Source organism: Burkholderia sp. b14 (genome assembly GCF_900156195.1).
Lineage (GTDB): Bacteria > Pseudomonadota > Gammaproteobacteria > Burkholderiales > Burkholderiaceae > Mycetohabitans.
Map to the genome: position 1 here is coordinate 2,340,240 of NZ_FTPJ01000003.1, position 14,159 is coordinate 2,354,398.

11 protein-coding genes are annotated in these 14,159 nt (G+C 62.0%); 5 read left to right on the forward strand and 6 right to left on the reverse strand.

From position 1 onward, the window contains the following. Positions 1 to 174 precede the first annotated feature (174 nt). The 3 genes from icd to B0B13_RS15255 all read left to right on the forward strand — a co-directional run bounded on the left by icd (position 175) and on the right by B0B13_RS15255 (position 4,400). Positions 175 to 1,428, forward strand: a complete 1,254-nt coding sequence (gene icd, locus B0B13_RS15245) for an NADP-dependent isocitrate dehydrogenase (RefSeq protein WP_076797366.1) — start codon at positions 175 to 177, stop codon at positions 1,426 to 1,428. 545 nt (positions 1,429 to 1,973) lie between these two features. Beyond that, positions 1,974 to 2,165 carry a DUF2946 family protein gene (locus B0B13_RS19845; RefSeq protein ID WP_237573806.1) on the forward strand — a complete coding sequence of 64 codons (192 nt, stop codon included), beginning with the start codon at positions 1,974 to 1,976 and terminating at the stop codon, positions 2,163 to 2,165. A gap of 87 nt (positions 2,166 to 2,252) precedes the next feature. Beyond that, a complete protein-coding gene (locus B0B13_RS15255) occupies positions 2,253 to 4,400 on the forward strand; it encodes a TonB-dependent copper receptor (RefSeq protein ID WP_083703760.1) in 2,148 nt (715 codons plus the stop codon). 72 nt (positions 4,401 to 4,472) lie between these two features. On the opposite strand, the gene cspD is transcribed toward B0B13_RS15255, so the two are convergent. Further along, the gene (gene cspD, locus B0B13_RS15260) at positions 4,473 to 4,679 is read right to left on the reverse strand and encodes a cold shock domain-containing protein CspD (protein ID WP_041753073.1); all 207 of its coding nucleotides are present in this window, start codon (positions 4,677 to 4,679) and stop codon (positions 4,473 to 4,475) included. 507 nt (positions 4,680 to 5,186) lie between these two features. Between cspD and clpS the strand changes: the two genes are divergently transcribed. Beyond that, positions 5,187 to 5,501 carry an ATP-dependent Clp protease adapter ClpS gene (gene clpS / locus B0B13_RS15265; protein WP_076785385.1) on the forward strand — a complete coding sequence of 105 codons (315 nt, stop codon included), beginning with the start codon at positions 5,187 to 5,189 and terminating at the stop codon, positions 5,499 to 5,501. Next, positions 5,498 to 7,798, forward strand: coding sequence for an ATP-dependent Clp protease ATP-binding subunit ClpA (gene clpA / locus B0B13_RS15270; protein WP_076785384.1), 2,301 nt, complete (start codon positions 5,498 to 5,500; stop codon positions 7,796 to 7,798). The genes clpS and clpA overlap by 4 nt, the downstream gene beginning before the upstream one ends. 55 nt (positions 7,799 to 7,853) lie before the next feature. Here clpA and dut read toward each other — a convergent pair whose 3' ends face one another. The 5 genes from dut to ileS all read right to left on the reverse strand — a co-directional run bounded on the left by dut (position 7,854) and on the right by ileS (position 14,108). Continuing rightward, positions 7,854 to 8,300, reverse strand: a complete 447-nt coding sequence (gene dut / locus B0B13_RS15275; RefSeq protein ID WP_076796992.1) for a dUTP diphosphatase — start codon at positions 8,298 to 8,300, stop codon at positions 7,854 to 7,856. A 136-nt stretch (positions 8,301 to 8,436) separates the two neighbouring features. Beyond that, the gene (locus B0B13_RS15280) at positions 8,437 to 9,438 is read right to left on the reverse strand and encodes an LLM class flavin-dependent oxidoreductase (protein ID WP_076796993.1); all 1,002 of its coding nucleotides are present in this window, start codon (positions 9,436 to 9,438) and stop codon (positions 8,437 to 8,439) included. 64 nt (positions 9,439 to 9,502) lie between these two features. After that, on the reverse strand, positions 9,503 to 10,705 hold the full coding sequence (coaBC, locus tag B0B13_RS15285; protein WP_076785381.1) for a bifunctional phosphopantothenoylcysteine decarboxylase/phosphopantothenate--cysteine ligase CoaBC: 1,203 nt from the start codon (positions 10,703 to 10,705) through the stop codon (positions 9,503 to 9,505). A 58-nt stretch (positions 10,706 to 10,763) separates the two neighbouring features. Then, on the reverse strand, positions 10,764 to 11,270 hold the full coding sequence (gene lspA / locus B0B13_RS15290) for a signal peptidase II (protein WP_076785380.1): 507 nt from the start codon (positions 11,268 to 11,270) through the stop codon (positions 10,764 to 10,766). Then, entirely contained in the window at positions 11,271 to 14,108 is a 2,838-nt protein-coding gene (gene ileS, locus B0B13_RS15295) for an isoleucine--tRNA ligase (RefSeq protein ID WP_076796994.1), read from the reverse strand. Between the last annotated feature and the right edge of the window lie 51 nt (positions 14,109 to 14,159).

A 14,159-nucleotide genomic window follows, 5' to 3' on the forward strand; every position in this document is an offset into this window, starting at 1 on the left:
GCGCTAGAATAGTGCTTCGCTACGAGCGACCCGCGACCCGCGACCCGCGACCCGCGACCCGCGAGTCTCGGGTGAGCCGCCGCGAGTTGCCTTAGCAGTCGACGCAGGAATAGCGCATGTTGGCGCGTCGCCGCGCAGCATACTTTCAGCCTGTCCATACCATTGGAGTCGAACATGCCGTATCAGCACATCAAGGTTCCGGCCGGTGAGAAGATCACCGTTAACCCGGACTTTTCGCTCAACGTCCCGGATCAGCCGATCATTCCGTACATCGAAGGCGATGGCATCGGCTTCGACATTACGCCGGTGATGATCAAGGTGGTCGACGCGGCGGTCGAGAAGGCCTATGGCGGCAAGAAGAAGATCGCATGGATGGAGATCTTCGCTGGAGAAAAGGCGACCAAAGTCTACGGGCCGGATGTGTGGCTTCCGGAAGAAACGCTGCAGATCCTGAAGGAGTACGTCGTCTCGATCAAGGGGCCGCTGACCACGCCGGTTGGCGGCGGCATCCGCTCGCTGAACGTGGCGCTGCGCCAGGAGTTGGACCTGTACGTGTGCCTGCGTCCGGTGCAGTATTTCAAGGGCGTACCTTCGCCGGTGCGCGAGCCCGAGAAGACCAACATGGTGATCTTCCGCGAGAATTCGGAAGATATCTATGCGGGCATCGAATGGGCCGCCCAGTCTGAGCAGGCCAAGAAGGTGATCCAGTTCCTGCGTGAGGAAATGGGTGTCAAGAAGATCCGTTTCCCGGAAACATCAGGGATCGGCATCAAGCCGGTGTCGCGCGAAGGCACGGAGCGGCTGGTGCGCAAGGCCATCCAGTACGCGATCGACAATAACCGCAAGTCGGTCACGCTGGTGCACAAGGGCAACATCATGAAGTTCACCGAAGGCGCGTTCCGCGACTTCGGCTATGCGCTCGCCCAGAAGGAGTTCGGCGCGGAGCTGATCGACGGTGGCCCGTGGATGAAGATCAAGCATCCGAAGAGCGGTGCCGAGATCGTGATCAAGGATGTGATCGCCGACGCGTTCCTGCAGCAAATCTTGCTGCGTCCGGCCGAATACGACGTGATCGCGACGTTGAATTTGAACGGCGACTACATTTCGGACGCGTTAGCGGCGCAGGTCGGCGGCATCGGCATCGCGCCGGGCGCCAACCTGTCGGATTCGGTGGCGATGTTCGAGGCGACCCACGGGACCGCGCCGAAATACGCTGGCAAGGACTACGTGAACCCGGGTTCGGAAATCCTGTCGGCCGAGATGATGCTGCGCCACCTGGGCTGGACCGACGCGGCTGACGTGATCATTTCCGCGATGGAGAAGTCGATCTTGCAAAAGCGCGTTACGTATGACTTCGCGCGCCTGATGGAGGGTGCGACGCAGGTATCGTGCTCCGGCTTCGGTCAGGTATTGATCGAAAATATGTAACGGCACTTCGCACGGGCCGGCGTATCGCGCCGGAAGACAGGACCCCTGTGGCGCAGGTGATGTGCCACAGGGGGTTTTTACGTCGGCGCTGCGCCGACCATTCATCGGCCTTTCACGGCGCAGCGCCAACCATTCGCGTCGGCCCGTCACGGTATAGCGCCAGCCATTCGCGTCGACCTTTCACGGTGTGGCGCCGGTCATTCGCCAGCCTTTCACGGCGTGGCACCGAAGGCATGGCGGGCTGTGGCAATTCGCCACTGATCCATGGCGGTGGCTGAAACTTAATTGAAAGAATGGCGTGGGCGACGGATAATGCCGACCGGTCCGTTCTTCACCGTCGCGTCTGCGACGCTTGTGTCGCTGTTGTCCGATGTCCGATCGTCGCACCCGAAAACTGACCGCCTGGCTCGGCCTGACGGCGATCTGGCTGATCGTCGCGATGCCGCTCGCCTCGCAGTGGCTCAGCCACGCTAGGGGCGGCATCGACACGGTACTATGCAGTGCGGCCACGATGGGCGCGGGCCCCGGCCCACGGAGCGGCGTACGTGGGTGGGCACCTGGATGCATGCGGCTATTGCAGCTTGCTCGCCCACAGTCCGGCAATCGGCGCACCACAGGTCGCGACGCTCATGCTGCAGTGCCAGCGTGCGGCCGCGCTGCCGGTGATTGATGGCGTACCCCGGCCCGCGTTGCGGCATCTTGTTTCCTACCCGCGGGCTCCTCCGGGGGCGGTTTGACGGCTGTTCATTTGCTCGTTTCGTAACCGACGCCTGCCGGGTCGGCCATCCACAGCCGACCTGGACGGCATGCCATGGGTTGTATGCATGAAATTCACCTTCCTGGATCAGGCGGCGTCGCGTCGCCTGTTCAACGCGTATCTTGTATTGAAAAGCAACCGCTGTCGGCGTTGGGCGCCTTCGGTGTTTGCCGCAGTGGCGGGCCTGTTGGGAACAGTGAGCGCTCACGCGCAAGCTGATGCGTCGCCGCCTGACGCGCCCCCGGCGGGCGCCGCGTCGGGGCTCGTGCCGATCGAGGTCATCGCCAATGCGCCGAAGAATCCGCTGGTCGTGGTGACCGATCCGAAGCAGCCGCGCCAGCCGCTGCCTGCGAGCGACGGCGCCGACTATCTAAAGACGGTGCCGGGCTTTTCGGCGATCCGCAGCGGCGGCACCAATGCAGACACGGTGTTTCGCGGCATGTCCGGATCGCGGCTGAGCCTGTTGAGCAATGGCGCGCCGATGCTGGGTGCCTGTCCGGGCCGCATGGACGCTCCAACCTCGTATATCGCGCCGGAGAGCTACGATAAGGTGACCGTCGTCAAGGGGCCGCAATCGGTACTCTACGGGCCGGGCGCATCGGCCGGCACGGTGCTGTTCGAGCGCACGACCCGCCGCTTCGACGCGCCGGGCATGCGCTTCGATGGGAGCCTGGTTGGCGGTTCATTCGGCCGCAACGACCAGAATGTCGATTTAAGCGCGGGCGTGCGCGAAGGCTATGCGCGCGTGATGGCGAATCACGCGCATCAACAAGACTATCGCGACGGCAACGGCAAGACGGTGCCATCGCAGTGGGACAAATGGAACGTCGATACGTCACTGGGCTGGACACCGAACGAGCATACCCGCATCGAAGCGAGTGCCGGTACCGGCGACGGCTATGCACGCTACGCCGGCCGCGGCATGGATGGTGCACGGTTTCGTCGTGAAAGCTATGGTTTGCGTGCCGAGCGCTCGCATTTGGGCGAGGTTCTGGACCGCGTCGAGGCACAGGTCTACTACAATGATTTCGACCATGTGATGGATAACTTCACGCTGCGCTCGCCGGCAGGTGGCGGCAGGTCCATGCCGATGGCATCCGAGGTGCGGCGGCGCACGTTCGGTGCTCGCAGCGCCGCGACGCTGCGATTTACAGACCGGTTCAAGTTAGTGGCCGGGGTGGATGGGCAACACCATGCGCTCGACAATCGATCGTTGCAGCGGGCCACCGTCAACGGCAACGGTTCATGGAAGCCGTCCGCAACCTTGTGGAGCATGGGCGGATTTGGCGAACTGACCTGGTACGCGACGCAGTCCGAGCGGATGGTGACGGGGCTGCGGGTAGACCGCGCTGCGGCACGCGACCGGCGCGTCAACGTCGGCTCCGGCGCGATGCAAGCGCCGAATCCGACGGCCAACGTGCAACGCGAGCACACTTTGCCCAGCGGCTTCGTGCGTTACGAGCACGATCTCGCCATGTTGCCCGCGATGTGGTACATCGGAATTGGGCATGCCGAGCGTTTCCCGGATTACTGGGAGCTGTTCTCGCCGAAACTCGGTCCGGAGGGTTCAGTTAACGCGTTTTCGTCGTTGCGTCCCGAAAAGACCACACAATTGGATATTGGCACGCAGTACAGCGACGAGCGCCTTGACGCCTGGGTTTCGGCGTATGCTGGCAGCGTGCGGGATTTCATCCTATTTGACTACGTGTCCGGCCCGATGGGGCCGGCCAATCGCGCGACGCAGGTGGGTGCACGGATCCTCGGCGGCGAATTGGGGGCCGCATGGCGCGTCACGCCGGCGTGGCGGTTCGAGACCGCGCTCGCGTACACGTGGGGGCGCAACAACGCCACGGGTGGGCCGTTGCCGCAGATTCCACCGCTGGAGGCGCGCGTTGGCGCACACTACCAGCACGGGACGTGGTCGGTCGGGGCGCTGTGGCGCGTAGTGGCGGCGCAGCGCCGGTACGTGCCCAATGAAGGAAACGTGGTGGGCAAGGATTTCGGGCCGAGCGCCGGCTTCGGCGTCGCGTCATTGCATGCGCAGTACGCGTTCGGCAAGGCGGCCACGCTGACGCTGGGCGTGGACAACCTGTTCGACAACGCGTACACCGAACATCTGAACCTGGCGGGCAACGCGGGCTTTGGTTACCCGGCCAATTCACCGGTGATGGAGTCCGGCCGCACGGTGTGGTTGCGTCTCGGCGTTAAACTGTAACAGCGCTAAAAGAGAAAAAAACCCGGCTCGCAACCGGGTTTTTTCTGCTTCACGAGCAAGCGATTCGAACGATCAGGCTGCCGCCTGGATATTCGAAGCTTGTTTGCCTTTCGGTCCCTGCACGACTTCGAAGCTGACTTTCTGACCTTCCTTGAGGGTCTTGAAGCCGTTCATCTGGATAGCCGAAAAATGCGCGAACAGATCCTCACCGCCTTCGTCCGGCGTGATGAATCCGTAACCTTTGGCGTCATTAAACCATTTGACCGTACCAGTCGCCATTCTACTTCCCCTGTCACTCTTGCCCTTGCTACACGAGCCCGTTCGAAAAGCGCCATGCCATGCGGCCGGATCCCTCTCACCAGCTCACCCGGCATTTTTCTTCGTGCACGACCGAAAAAAGTGCCAGCTTGATTGTTGGTGGTCTAAAAATTAGTGTCAAGAAAATTTTGAAACGCTCGAAAACCCATTCTATGAGCCCCCAATGCAGGGCTGCACAACGCGCGATAGTCATCTTGACGTCATATCAACATGCTCTGTCCGATGCCCATGCAGCACGGGGGCTTGAAAAGTCGCATAATGCACCGAGATAACCAAGGAACGATGTTTGCGTAAGCAAGGTCAGCGCAACGTTGTGTGCCTCGCTGCAGGGCGGGCGATTACTGTTGGCAGGGTGCCGGAGAGGCTGTTGCGCTCTGGTGACGAAAGGATGTGTGCCGCGCCGTATCGGGTGCCCGTTGGGGTTTTTGGCGGGATTGCTTGCGTGGCCGAGTTGTTTAGAATGGGTATATGGCCATTATCCCGGACAAGCAGGACAGTACAGTACTGGAGCGGCAGGAGCAAAAGGCGAAGCCGCCGTCGATGTATCGCGTGGTTTTGCTGAACGACGATTTCACGCCAATGGAATTTGTCGTGATGGTAATACAGCAATACTTCAACAAGGATCGCGATACTGCGACGCAGATTATGTTGAAAGTGCATCTCGAGGGGCGCGGAGTTTGCGGGGTCTATACGCGGGACATCGCGTCGACCAAGGTTGAGCTGGTTGTAACGCACGCGCGGCAAGCGGGACACCCGCTGCAGTGTGTGATGGAGGAAACATGATTGCCCAGGAACTGGAAGTCAGCCTTCATATGGCGTTCATGGAAGCGCGCCAGGCGAGGCATGAGTTCATCACCGTCGAACACTTGTTGCTCGCGCTGTTGGACAACCCGACGGCGGCGGAGGTGCTTCGCGCGTGCGCCGCGAACATCGAGGATCTGCGCCAGAACCTGCGCAACTTTATTCACGATAACACGCCGATCGTGCCGGGGGCCGACGACGTCGACACGCAGCCAACGTTGGGCTTCCAACGTGTGATCCAGCGCGCGATCATGCATGTGCAGTCGACCTCCAGCGGCAAGAAGGAGGTGACTGGCGCGAACGTGCTGGTTGCGATCTTTGGCGAGAAGGACTCGCACGCGGTGTACTACCTGCAGCAGCAGGGTGTGACCCGGTTGGACGTGGTCAACTTCATTTCGCACGGCATCGCGAAGACCGCGGGGCCGGATGGGGCGAAGGCTGGTGAGTCGCCGGTCGACGGTGACGAGGCCAGCGCGCAGCGGGAAACGCCACTGGCGCAATTCACGCAAAACCTGAATCAGCAGGCGCGCGACGGCAAGATTGACCCATTGATCGGGCGGGAACCCGAGGTCGAACGGATGGTGCAGGTGCTGTGCCGGCGCCGTAAGAACAATCCTTTGATGGTGGGCGAGGCCGGCGTGGGCAAGACGGCCATCGTTGAAGGGCTGGCATGGCGGATCGTGCGCGGCGAGGTGCCCGATATCTTGGCGGATGGGCAAGTGTATTCCCTCGACATGGGGGCGCTGCTGGCGGGCACGAAGTACCGGGGCGACTTTGAGCAGCGACTCAAGACGGTGCTCAAAGAGTTGAAGGACCGTCCGCACGCGATCCTGTTCATCGATGAGATCCATACGCTGATCGGCGCGGGCGCCGCCTCGGGCGGCACGCTCGATGCGTCGAACCTGCTCAAGCCGGCGCTGTCCTCTGGCCAACTCAAGTGCATCGGGGCCACGACCTTCACCGAATTCCGGGGCATCTTCGAAAAGGATGCGGCGTTGTCGCGGCGTTTCCAGAAAATCGACGTGACCGAGCCGACAGTCGAGCAGACGGTGGCGATTCTGCGGGGCCTGAAGTCCCGCTTCGAGGAGCACCACGGCGTCAAGTACTCGTCCGGCGCGCTGTCGGCGGCGGCCGAGTTGTCCGCACGGTTCATCACCGACCGACATTTGCCGGACAAGGCGATTGACGTGATTGATGAGGCGGGGGCGGCGCAGCGGATCCTGCCCAAGTCCAAGCAAAAGAAGACGATCGGCAAGACGGAGATCGAGGACATTATTTCCAAGATCGCGCGGGTGCCGGCGCAAAGTGTATCGCAGGACGACCGCAGCAAGCTGCAGACGCTAGACCGTGATTTGAAGAGCGTGGTGTTTGGTCAGGATCCGGCCATCGATGCGTTGGCCGCGGCCATCAAGATGGCGCGGGCCGGGCTCGGCAAGACGGACAAACCGATCGGTGCATTCCTGTTCTCCGGGCCGACCGGCGTCGGCAAGACAGAGGTGGCGCGTCAACTGGCCTTTACGCTGGGCATCGAGTTAGTGCGCTTCGATATGTCCGAATATATGGAGCGCCACGCGGTGAGCCGGCTGATCGGTGCGCCGCCCGGCTATGTCGGCTTCGACCAGGGCGGACTGCTGACGGAGGCGGTCACGAAGAAGCCGCATTGTGTGCTGCTGCTCGACGAGATCGAAAAAGCACACCCGGACATCTTTAACGTGCTGCTGCAAGTGATGGACCATGGCACGTTGACGGACAACAACGGCCGCAAGTCGGATTTCCGTAACGTTATCATCATCATGACAACGAACGCGGGCGCCGAGGCGATGAATAAGGCGACGATCGGATTCACGACGCGTCGCGAGACCGGCGACGAGATGGCGGACATCAAGCGGATGTTCACGCCGGAGTTCCGCAACCGGCTCGACGCGATTATCAGCTTCCGCTCGCTCGATGAAGAAATCATCATGCGCGTGGTCGACAAGTTCCTAATGCAATTGGAGGATCAGTTGCACGAGAAGAAGGTCGATGCGTTGTTTACCGATGCGTTGCGCAAGCATTTAGCCAAGCACGGTTTTGACCCGTTGATGGGCGCGCGGCCGATGCAGCGGCTGATCCAGGATACAATCCGCCGCGCGTTGGCGGACGAACTGTTGTTCGGCAAGCTGATGAACGGTGGGCGCGTGACAGTCAACGTCGACGACAACGGCAACGTGCAACTCACGTTCGATGAGAACGCGGCGCCGCGCAATCCGACAAACCCGGAAACGGCCGAAGTCGAGTGACCGCGGCGATCGCGTCATAACAAGGCGCGGGCGACGCCCCGCGCTTTTTTGTCGCTCAGTGCCGGCCGGTGCTGCCGAAGCCGCCGGCACCGCGTTCGCTGTGCGAGAAATCGTTAACCACGTTGAATTGCACATGCGCCACCGGTACGACCACGAGTTGCGCGAGCCGCTCCATCGGGTTCAGCGTGAACGCGCTCCCGCCGCGGTTCCATGTGGAGATCATCAACTGGCCCTGGTAATCGGAATCGATCAATCCTACCAGGTTGCCGAGCACGATGCCGTGCTTGTGGCCCAATCCGGAGCGCGGCAAGATCAATGCCGCATAACCTGGCGTACCGATATGGATGGCCAGGCCGGTCGGCACCAGCGCGGTCGCGCCAGGTTGCAGAACCAGCGGTTCGTCCAGGCAGGCGCGCAGGTCCAGACCGGCGCTGCCGGCAGTGGCATAGGCGGGCAGGGCGTCCTGCATGCGCGGGTCGAGAATCTTCAGGTCGATGTTCATCAATCAGTCGGTAGTGGGAATAGCGGGGCGTGCTGGCATCGCGGCATGCTCTATGACATGCCGTCGCGGTGCCGGGGCGGTACGACGCGATGGCACGACAAGCCCGTAAAAGGCTCGATTATGCCGTCTTGGGCGTTTACGCGGCTAGATTGAATGCCTGCGCAAGCAATTCATATGAACGCAGGCGCGCCTTGTAGCTAGCCGCAACGGTCAGGACAATCAACTCGTCGGCGTTGAACTGTTGCTGAATCTCCAGCATACGCGGTACCACCGACTCTGGTGTGCCGATGATGCTGCGCGGCCGTTCGCGCTCAATGATAAGCTGTTCGCGCTCGCCATATGTCTGCTCGGACGCTTGCTCAACGGTCGGGATCGGTTCGTTCAAGCCATACGCCATTTGTAAGCGGCGCAGATCAACGGCCTTTTCCAGCGCGCTGGCCTGTTGCTCGGTATCCGCGCAAATCACAAAAACCGCGGCGGCCAAATAGGGGTGAATTTCAAACCCGGGTTTGAATTGCGTCCGGTATGCTTGCGCAACCGTATGGCCGAAGAACGCGTTGATGAAGTGCGCGAACGCGAACCGGATGCCGAGTTGCGCGGCCAGCGCACCGCCGAAGTCGCTCGATCCGAGTACCCACAACTGCGGCCGCGTTGCGACATGGGGTTGTAGCAGCACGTCTTGTGCGAGCGAGTCCTCGGCGAGTTGCCCGCGAAACAGTCCCGACAGTTCGGTCACTTGCTGCGGGAAAAGCTCGCCACGATTATACGAGCCGGACGCGACGGCCTGCGCGGTGCGCATATCGCCGCCGGGCGCGCGGCCCACAGCGAGATCGACACGCCCCGGGAACAACGCCTCGAGCATCATGAACTGCTCAGCGACCTTGAACGCACTATAGTAGGGCAGCATGATGCCGCCCGAGCCGATTCGGATGCGTTGCGTAACGCTGCCCAGGCGCGCGAGCATCACTTCCGGTGCGGGATTCGCCACCGAGCGCAAGCCGTGATGCTCCGCGCACCAGAAGCGGGTATAGCCCAGTTGGTCGGCAAGCTGCGCGAGTTCGACAGTGGCGGCAATGGCGTCGGCGACCGAATGGCCGTCGATCACCGGCGTTTGATCGAGTACTGACAGTCGAGTCATAGGAGGACCGGATAGCGTGCCGTACGTGTGGCGAGCCGAGGGGCGCCGTGTGCGCGGACGTGATTTACGCGAAAAGACTGCCCGGCACGCGCTGCGCAATCTCGTCGACCAACGTGCGCGCGAGTGATTGTTTGTCCGCGCGCGGCAACGGTGTCGAGCCAGTTGTGTCGAATAGTACGACTTCGTTGTCATCCTTGCCGAATGTCTTCGGCCCCAGGTTGCCAATCAGCAGCGGGACGTTCTTGCGCCGCCGCTTCGCTTCACCGTTTACGCCCAGCTCGCCGCTTTCCGCCGCGAAGCCGACGCAGTAAGGCGGCGAGGGCAAAGCGGCGACACTGGCAAGGATATCCGGGTTCTCGACGAAGTCCAGCGGTGGCGCCGGCTGACCGGCGGCCTTCTTCAGCTTGTGATCGGACACCTGAGTGGTACGCCAGTCGGCGACCGCGGCAACGGCGATGAAAATGTCGGTGTCGGCGATGGTCGCCATGACCGCATCGTACATTTGCTGCGCGGTTTGTACGTCCTCCCGGCTCACGCCCCATGGCGTGGCGAGCGCGACCGGGCCGGCGATCAGGTGCACGCGCGCACCGGCCTGCGCCGCGGCGCGCGCGAGCGCGAATCCCATCTTGCCGCTCGAACGATTGGTGATGCCGCGGACCGGATCGATCGGCTCAAAAGTGGGACCCGCCGTGATCAGTACGCGCTGTCCCGCCAGCTTCTTCGGCTGAAAGAACGCGACGATGGCCTCGTACACCGCCGCGGGTTCGAGCATGCGGCCGTCGCCGATCTCGCCGCACGCCTGCGGGCCGGCGTCCGGACCGAGCACCGTGATGCCATCTGCGCGCAACTGGGCGACGTTGCGTTGTGTCGCCGGGTTTTGCCACATCTGGCGGTTCATCGCCGGCACGACCAGCAACGGGCAATCACGCGCCACGACCAGCGTGGACAACAAATCGTCGCACAGCCCATTGGCTAGCTTGGCGATGAAGTCAGTCGACGCGGGAGCGATCACGATCGCGTCCGCGCGGCGCGACAGGTCGATGTGTGGCATGTTGTTATCGATCCGTGTGTCCCACTGGCTGGTGTAGACTGGATGGCCGGACAGTGCCTGCATCGTAACCGGCGTGATAAATTGCGTGGCCGCTTCCGTCATCGCCACTTGGACGGTGGCACCGGCTTGGGTCAGCATGCGCGTAAGCTCGGCCGACTTGTAGCATGCGATGCCGCCTGTCAGTCCAAGCACCAGATGTTTGCCCGCAAGATCCATATCGTTCCTTCCGCTATTGCGTGTGTCCAGTGCCGGGATTGTCCCCCGATCTAGGTTTTCAGCGCACCGCGCGCACGCGCCTAAGCTCGTCGAGCACTAGCAGCATCGCACCGATCGTGATGCCGCTGTCGGCAATGTTGAACGCCGGCCAATGCCAGCCGCCAATGTGAAAATCAAGGAAGTCGATCACATGGCCGTGCACCAGCCGGTCAATGACGTTGCCCAGCGCGCCGCCGAGAATGAATGCCAGAGCGGTGCAAAACAGTTTCTGCCCGCTGTGGCGCTTGAGTAACCAGGTGATCACTAGCGCGGCGACGATGCCCAATGCGGTGAACGCCCAGCGCTGCCAGCCACCGGCAGTCGCCAGAAAACTGAACGCGGCACCACGGTTGTAGATCAGCAGCAGATTGAAGAATGACGCAACCGGATGCGGGTCACCGTACACGAACAGGCGCGACACCGCGATTTTGGACAATTGGTCGAGCAGGATCACGATCAACGACATGCCTAGCCACGGCATCAGCGTTGCCGAACGGGCGGCGTTGTGAGATGAGGTCTTCGCCATTTATGCCATGCTCCGGTGTTCGCCATCCCCGAATAGGTTCGCCGTGCAACGCCCGCACAGCGTCGGATGCTCGGTGTTCGTGCCCACTTCCTCGCGATAATGCCAGCAGCGCTCGCACTTCGGGTACCGGGACGCGATCACGTCGATTGCCTCGTCGGCCTCATTGTCAACCTTGATCAGCCGAGCCGCAGAGGTGATCAGCACGAATTTCAAGTCGTCACCCAGGCTCGCAAGGGTATCGTAGCGTGCGCCATGCGCGCGGATCTCGACTTCGGCCTGCAGCGACGAGCCGATCCGGCCGGCTTCGCGCGCCGCTTCGAGCGCCTTGGTGACATCGCCGCGCAATTGGCGCACGAGCGCCCATTTATCTAACAACGCCGTGCCGTCGGGCAGCAGCGGATAGACGTAGTACGTTTCAGTGAAGATCGTCGTGCGCCCCGGCTGGAAGATCTTCCACGCTTCCTCCGCGGTAAACGACAGGAAGGGCGCGATCAGCCGCAGCAACCCTTGCGTGATGTGGTACAGCGTCGACTGTGCGCTGCGCCGCGCGTGCGAGTCGACTGCCGACGTGTACAACCGGTCCTTGAGCACATCGAGATAGAAGCCACCGAGATCTTCTGAGCAGAAGGTCTGCAGCTTGGCCACGACTGGGTGGAATTCGTACGCGTCGTAGTGATCGAGCGCCTCCTTTTGCAGCGCTGCGGCGCGTGCGAGTGCGTAGCGGTCGATCTCGAGCCACTGTTCGGGCAGCACCGTGTTCCGGCTCGGGTCGAAGTCCGACAGATTCGCCAGCAGAAAGCGCAGCGTGTTGCGGATTCGGCGGTAGCTTTCGACCACGCGCTTCAGGATCTCATCGGAGATCGACAGTTCGCCAGAGTAGTCGGTCGAGGCCACCCACAGGCGAATGATCTCGGCGCCGAGCTTGTTCGAGACTTCCTGCGGCGCGATCACGTTGCCGACTGATTTCGACATCTTCCGGCCTTGTCCGTCGACCGTGAAGCCGTGCGTCAACAGCGCCTTGTAGGGTGGCCGGCCATCGAGCATCGAGCCGGTGAGCAGCGACGAATGGAACCATCCGCGGTGCTGATCCGAGCCTTCGAGGTACAGGTCGGCGGGCCACTGCAGCTGCTGGGCGTGCGAGCCGCGCAGCACATGCCAGTGCGTCGTACCGGAGTCAAACCAGACGTCCAGCGTGTCGCGGTTCTTTTCATACAGGTCGGCGTCGTCGCCGAGCAACTCGCGCGCATCGAGCGATTGCCATGCTTCGATGCCATGTTGTTCGACGCGTTGCGCAACGTGTTCGAGCAATTCCAGCGTGCGAGGATGCAACTGGCCCGTCTCCTTGTGCACGAAGAAGGCCATCGGCACGCCCCACTGGCGCTGGCGCGACAATGTCCAGTCGGGTCGATGCGCGATCATGTTGTGCAGTCGCTGCTTGCCCCACGCTGGATAGAACGCAGTGGCTTCGATGCCGTCGAGCGCGGTTTCGCGCAGCGTCTTGCCGCCACCGACGGGTGTCAGGTCCATGCCGGCAAACCATTGCGACGTCGCGCGGTAGATGATTGGCGTTTTGTGCCGCCAGCAATGCATATAGCTGTGCGCGTAATGGTTCGTGTGTAGCAACGAGCCAGCATCGCGCAACGCGTCGACGATCTTCGGGTTCGCCTCCCAGATCGACAGGCCGCCGAACAGCGGCAACGATTCGATATAACGGCCGTCGCCCATGACTGGGCTCAGGATGTCGTCATCGCCGATGCCATGCGCCTTGCACGACTGGAAGTCCTCAATGCCGTAGGCCGGCGACGAATGTACGACGCCGGTGCCCGAGTCGAGGGTCACGTAGTCGCCGAAATAGACCGGCGCAGTACGCTTGTAGCCCGGGTGCAGGTTGGCGAGCGGATGGTGGAAGCGGATCCCGCCCAGCGCGGCACCCGGCGCCGACGCGATCACCGTGCCGTCTAGACCGTATGTGGTTAGGCACGGCTCGACGCGCTCGGAAGCCAGGATCAGCAATCCGCGCCGCGTGTCCACGAGGCTGTACGACAGCTCTGGATTGACGTTCAGCGCCTGGTTCGCGGGAATGGTCCACGGCGTGGTGGTCCAGATCACGATCGCGCCGTCGGCACCGGGCAACGATGGCATCCCGAACGCCTCGGCAATCCGGTCAGGCTCGGCAAAGGGAAACGCGACGTCTACGGCGGGATCGACACGGTCCTTATATTCGACTTCTGCCTCGGCCAGTGCCGAACCGCAGTCAAAGCACCAGTTCACTGGCTTCAGGCCGCGGAACACATAGCCCTTCTCGAGGATGCGCGCGAGCGCACGGATTTCATTCGCCTCGTTCGCGAAGTCCATCGTGCGATACGGGTTGTCCCAATTGCCGATCAACCCAAGCCGGCGGAAATCGGCCTTCTGGCGCTCAATCTGCTCGGCCGCATACTCGCGTGCGTTACGTTGCACCTGCTCGACCGGCAGCGACTTGCCGAAGCGCTTTTCGATCTGGATTTCGATCGGCATGCCGTGACAATCCCATCCGGGTACATAGTCCGCGTCAAAGCCGGCCATATTGCGTGCCTTGACGATGATGTCTTTCAGGACCTTGTTGACGGCGTGTCCGATATGAATATCCCCGTTCGCATAGGGCGGGCCGTCGTGCAGTACGAACTTCGGCCGCCCCCGGCTGGCTTCTCGAATCGCTTCGTACACCTTGTTCTGTTGCCATTGCTGGACCCATTGCGGTTCGCGCTTGGGAAGGTCGCCGCGCATTGGAAACGGTGTGTCAAGCAAGTTGACGGGGTACTTGGAAGGCTGCTTGGAATCGGCTTTCTTGTCACTCATGATTGGGATGGTAGAGAAGTTCGGCGGCCGCTGACTGCGCATGCAGGCCGC

Bases quoted from the DNA above. Each gene is read 5' to 3' on its own strand.
- coaBC (WP_076785381.1), bottom strand. From the start codon at position 10,705: ATGGATCTTGCGGGCAAACATCTGGTGCTTGGACTGACAGGCGGCATC.
- clpA (WP_076785384.1), top strand. From the start codon at position 5,498: ATGATTGCCCAGGAACTGGAAGTCAGCCTTCATATGGCGTTCATGGAA.
- B0B13_RS15255 (WP_083703760.1), top strand. From the start codon at position 2,253: ATGAAATTCACCTTCCTGGATCAGGCGGCGTCGCGTCGCCTGTTCAAC.
- B0B13_RS15280 (WP_076796993.1), bottom strand. From the start codon at position 9,438: ATGACTCGACTGTCAGTACTCGATCAAACGCCGGTGATCGACGGCCAT.
- clpS (WP_076785385.1), top strand. From the start codon at position 5,187: ATGGCCATTATCCCGGACAAGCAGGACAGTACAGTACTGGAGCGGCAG.
- dut (WP_076796992.1), bottom strand. From the start codon at position 8,300: ATGAACATCGACCTGAAGATTCTCGACCCGCGCATGCAGGACGCCCTG.
- icd (WP_076797366.1), top strand. From the start codon at position 175: ATGCCGTATCAGCACATCAAGGTTCCGGCCGGTGAGAAGATCACCGTT.
- cspD (WP_041753073.1), bottom strand. From the start codon at position 4,679: ATGGCGACTGGTACGGTCAAATGGTTTAATGACGCCAAAGGTTACGGA.
- lspA (WP_076785380.1), bottom strand. From the start codon at position 11,270: ATGGCGAAGACCTCATCTCACAACGCCGCCCGTTCGGCAACGCTGATG.
- ileS (WP_076796994.1), bottom strand. From the start codon at position 14,108: ATGAGTGACAAGAAAGCCGATTCCAAGCAGCCTTCCAAGTACCCCGTC.